The sequence below is a fragment of the Thiohalorhabdus sp. genome (assembly GCF_046545655.1).
GTDB lineage: Bacteria > Pseudomonadota > Gammaproteobacteria > Thiohalorhabdales > Thiohalorhabdaceae > Thiohalorhabdus.
In genome coordinates this window covers 1-4270 of record NZ_JBKGZG010000077.1, presented here as the reverse complement: position 1 = coordinate 4270, position 4270 = coordinate 1, and the positions used below count along the sequence as shown (strand labels likewise).

General features: G+C 71.1%; 4 protein-coding genes. All 4 read right to left on the bottom strand.

Annotation, left to right across the window (positions count from 1 at the left end):
- The coding region (gene proS, locus ACLFRB_RS11575; protein ID WP_411069168.1) for a proline--tRNA ligase at positions 1 to 499 on the bottom strand (499 nt) is incomplete at its 3' end.
- A gap of 152 nt (positions 500 to 651) precedes the next feature.
- Positions 652 to 1503: a GTP cyclohydrolase FolE2 gene (gene folE2 / locus ACLFRB_RS11570; RefSeq protein WP_411069167.1), complete on the bottom strand. Its 852-nt coding sequence runs from the start codon at positions 1501 to 1503 to the stop codon at positions 652 to 654.
- Between the two features lie 75 nt (positions 1504 to 1578).
- Positions 1579 to 3459, bottom strand: a complete 1881-nt coding sequence (gene dxs, locus ACLFRB_RS11565) for a 1-deoxy-D-xylulose-5-phosphate synthase (RefSeq protein WP_411069166.1) — start codon at positions 3457 to 3459, stop codon at positions 1579 to 1581.
- Positions 3460 to 3462: 3 nt separating this feature from the next.
- Positions 3463 to 4270 (bottom strand): polyprenyl synthetase family protein (locus ACLFRB_RS11560; protein WP_411069165.1); only part of this gene is annotated, 808 nt, incomplete at its 5' end.

The window sequence follows — 4270 nt, the reverse complement described above, 5'->3', positions numbered from 1 at the left end:
CGTCGGCCTCGAAGGAGTAGCCGTCCTTCATGACGAACTCCCGGGCCCGCATGACGCCGAAGCGGGGCCGGATCTCGTCGCGGAACTTGGTCTGGATCTGGTAGAGGTTCAGGGGCAGCTGGCGGTAGGAGCGCACCTCGCCGCGGATCAGGTCGGTGATCACCTCCTCGTGGGTGGGGCCGAGGGCGAAGTCCCGCTCGTGGCGGTCCTTGATGCGCAGCAGTTCGGGGCCGAAGTTGTCCCAGCGCCCCGACTCCTGCCACAGCTCGGCGGGCTGCACCACCGGCATGAGCACCTCCTGGGCCCCGGCCGCGTTCATCTCCTCACGGACCACCTGCTCCACGCGCTGCACCACCCGGTACCCGAGGGGCAGCCAGGAGTACAGGCCGGCGGCCAGCCGCCGGATCATGCCGGCGCGGAGCATGAGCTGGTGGCTGACGATCTCGGCGTCGGCGGGGGTCTCGCGCAGGGTGGGCAGGAGGTACTGGGATAGGCGCATGCGGTGCGCTCCGCTGGTTGTCACGGGAACGGGGCCACGCCGCGGGGGCGGCATGGACACGGAAACGGGTCGATCGCGGGGAGCGGGCGGGGCCCGTCCGGCTGCCTGTCACGGTACCACGCCGGCGCCGGTTCCCACCACGGAGGAGCGGATCAGGCGCCGTCGGGGAGGGGGGTGCGCTTGTCGCGCTCGATCCAGGCGTAGGCCGAGTGGTTGTGGATGGACTCGAAGTTCTCGGCGCCCACCGTGTACCAGACGATCCGTTCGTCGTCCTCCAGGCGCCGGGCGATGTCGCGGACCAGGTCCTCCACGAACTTGGGGTTGTCGTAGGCGTGCTCGGTGACGTATTTCTCGTCGGGGCGCTTGAGGACGCCGTAGAGGTCGCAGGAGGCCTCGGCCTCCGCCAGCTCCACCAGGTCCTCGATCCAGACGAAGTCCCGGGCGCGCACCTGCAGGTCCACGTGGGAGCGCTGGTTGTGGGCGCCGTACTCGGAGATGGACTTGCTGCACGGGCACAGGCTGGTGACGGGCACCTGCACCTGGATGGTGATCTGGTAGTCGTCGGGGGTGAGGTGGCCCCGCAGGGTGACCTCGTAGTCCATCTGGCTCTCCACGCCGGAGACCGGGGCCTGCTTCATGATGAAGTAGGGGAAGGCCATCTCCAGGTGGGCCTGCTCCGCCTCCAGGCGGGTGCGCATCTCCTCGAGGATGCTGCGGAAGGACTCCACGGAGATCTCCCGCTCGTGGTCGTTGAGGATCTCCACGAAGCGGGACATGTGGGTGCCCTTGAAATGCTGGGGCAGGTCCACGTAGGCGTTGAAGTGGGCCAAGGTGTGCTGCTCCCCCTGGGTGCGGTCCTTGACCCGCACCGGGTGGCGGATGTCCTTGATGCCCACCTTGTTGATGGGGATGCGGCGCTGGTCCGGAAGGCCCTGGGTGTCCTGGATCTCGCTGGCGCAGTCCGGGAGCTCCTGCGCGGAGACGGTTCGGTCGTGCACGGCCATGTACGAAACCTTCATTGGCGGCGGGAGGGACCGTCGCGCAATAGGTGAGTGGGGTGCTGGGGAACGGCCCCTAGCTTACTTTTGGGGGCATTCCCGTGCAACGGGGCGGGAAGCCGTGCGCGTGCGCAGGGCGGCGGCCATGCCGGCCGCGTCGAGGCCGTACTCGCTAAGCAGGGCGGTGCGCTCCCCCTGCGGGATGAAGGCGTCGGGCAGGCCCAGGCAGCTAACCCGCACCTCCGGCTCCAGGGAGGCCAGGAAGGCGCGCACCGCCTCGCCCGCCCCGCCCGCCAGGGCGTTCTCCTCCACCGTGACCAGGTGGCCGTGGGTCGCCGCCAGCTCGGTGAGCAGCTCGGTATCCAGCGGTTTCACGAAGCGCATGTTGACCACCGTGGCGTCCGGCTCCTCCGCCGCCTCCAGGGCGGCGCCGATGAAGGGACCGAACACCAGCAGGGCCTGGCCGCCGCCCCCCTCGCGGACCACCTCGGCACGGCCCACCTCCAGCGGGCTGGGCGGGCCGCTGGTGGCCAGCCCTACCGCCTTGTCCTTGGGGTAGCGCAGGGCGGAGGGGCCCTCCAGGGCCAGGCCGGTGGCCAGCATGTTGCGCAGGTCCACCTCGTTGGCCGGCGTCATGAGGGTCAGGTTGGGCACCGGGCGCAGGAAGCTCAGGTCGAAGTTGCCGCCGTGGGTGGGGCCGTCCGGCCCGACGATGCCGGCGCGGTCGATGGCGAAGACCACCGGCAGGTTCTGGATGGCGATGTCGTGGATGAGCTGGTCGTAGGCCCGCTGCAGGAAGGTGGAGTAGATGGCCACCACCGGGCGCAGCCCCTCGCAGGCCTGGCCCGCCGCGAAGGTCAGGGCGTGCTGCTCGGCGATGCCCACATCGAAGAAACGCTCGGGGAAACGCTGTTCGAACTCCACCAGCCCGGAGCCCTCGCGCATGGCCGGGGTGATGCCCGTCACCCGCCGATCGGCCTCGGCCACCTCGATCAGGGCGTCGCCGAAGACCTTGGTGTAGGCGGGGGCGCCGCCGCCGGATTTGCGGGGGGCGCCGGTGGCGGGGTCGAAGGGGGTGACGCCGTGGTACTTGGTGGGCTCGTTCTCCGCCGGCTCGTAGCCCTTGCCCTTGCGGGTGACCACGTGCAGCAGGCGCGGCCCCTCCATGCCCCGCAGGTTGGCGAGGATGGGCAGCAGCTCGTCCAGGTTGTGGCCGTCCACCGGCCCCACGTAGTTGAAGCCCAGCTCCTCGAACAGGGTGCCCGGGGTGATCAGCCCCTTGAAGTGCTCCTCGGCGCGGCGGGCGATGTCGCGGGCGCCCGGGATGCGGGACAGGGCGCGGTCGGCGTTGTCGCGCATGCGGTTGTACCAGCGCCCGGCGATGAGGCGGGAGAAGCGCTGCGACAGGGCCCCCACGTTGGGGGAGATGGACATCTCGTTGTCGTTGAGGATCACCAGCAGGTCGGCGTTCAGGTCCCCGGCGTGGTTGAGGGCCTCGAAGGCCATGCCGGCGGTCATGGCGCCGTCGCCGATGATGGCCGCCACGGCCCGGTCCTCCCCCTGCGCGGCGGAGGCCTGGGCCATGCCCAGGGCGGCGGAGATGGAGGTGGAGGCATGGCCCACCCCGAAGGTGTCGTAGGGGCTCTCCGCGCGCTTGGGGAAGCCGGATAGGCCGCCCGCCTGGCGGATGGTGCCGAAGGCCTCGCGCCGGCCCGTCAGCAGCTTGTGCACGTAGGCCTGGTGGCCCACGTCCCACACCAGGCGGTCGTGGGGGGTCCGGAAGGTGTAATGCAGCGCCAGGGTCAGCTCCACGGTGCCCAGGTTGGCGCCGAGGTGCCCTCCCGTCTCGCTCAGCGATTCCAGGAGGTAGGCCCGCAGCTCTTCGGCCAGATCCGGCAGTCGGCCGGCGTCGAGGTCCCGCAGGTCCTCCGGGTAGCGGATGGTGTCAAGCAGTTCGCCCATGGCTCAGTGGTCCCGGTCGATGATGTAGCGGGCCAGGGCCCGCAGGGGTTCGGCGGCTTCCCCGAAGGGGGTGAGCCATTCCAGGGCCCGCTCGATCTCGGCACGGGCCAGGCGCTTGGACTCCTCGAGGCCGAGAAGGGCGGGATAGGTGGCCTTGCGGTGCTCGGCGTCGGCCCCGGCGGTCTTGCCCAGGGCCGCCGTATCCCCCTCTACGTCCAGGACATCATCCGTGATCTGGAAAGCCAAGCCGATATGCCGCCCGTAGGCGCCCAGGGCGTCCACCGTCTCCCTGTCCGCGGCCCCCGCCAGGGCGCCCAGTTCCACGGAGGTGCGCAGCAGGGCCCCGGTCTTCAGGCGGTGGATGCGCTGCAGGTCCTCCAGGCCGATGGCCCGGTCCTCCTGGGCCAGGTCCAGGGCCTGGCCGCCCACCATGCCGGCGTGGCCCGCGGCGTGGGCGAGCCGCCGGGTCATCTCCAGGCGGGTGGGCACGTCCAGGCCCCCGGCGTCGGCGATGGCCTGAAAGGCCAGGGTCTGCAGGGCGTCGCCCACCAGCACGGCGGTGGCCTCGTCGAAGGCCTTGTGGGTGGTGGGCTGTCCGCGGCGCAGGTCGTCGTTGTCCAGGGCGGGCAGGTCGTCGTGGACCAGGGAATAGGCGTGGATGCATTCCACCGCCGCCGCGGGGGCGAGGGCGGGGTCGGCGTCGCCGCCCACCGCCTCGCACCCGGCCAGCACCAGGATCGGCCGCAGGCGCTTTCCGGAGCCGAGCACGGCGTAGCGTAGGGCGCCCCCGAGCGGGGAGGGGGCTAGGTCC

What these genes read in the sequence shown, in the direction of transcription:
- folE2 (WP_411069167.1), bottom strand. Translation starts at nt 1,503, where the DNA reads ATGGCCGTGCACGACCGAACCGTCTCCGCGCAGGAGCTCCCGGACTGC.
- dxs (WP_411069166.1), bottom strand. Translation starts at nt 3,459, where the DNA reads ATGGGCGAACTGCTTGACACCATCCGCTACCCGGAGGACCTGCGGGAC.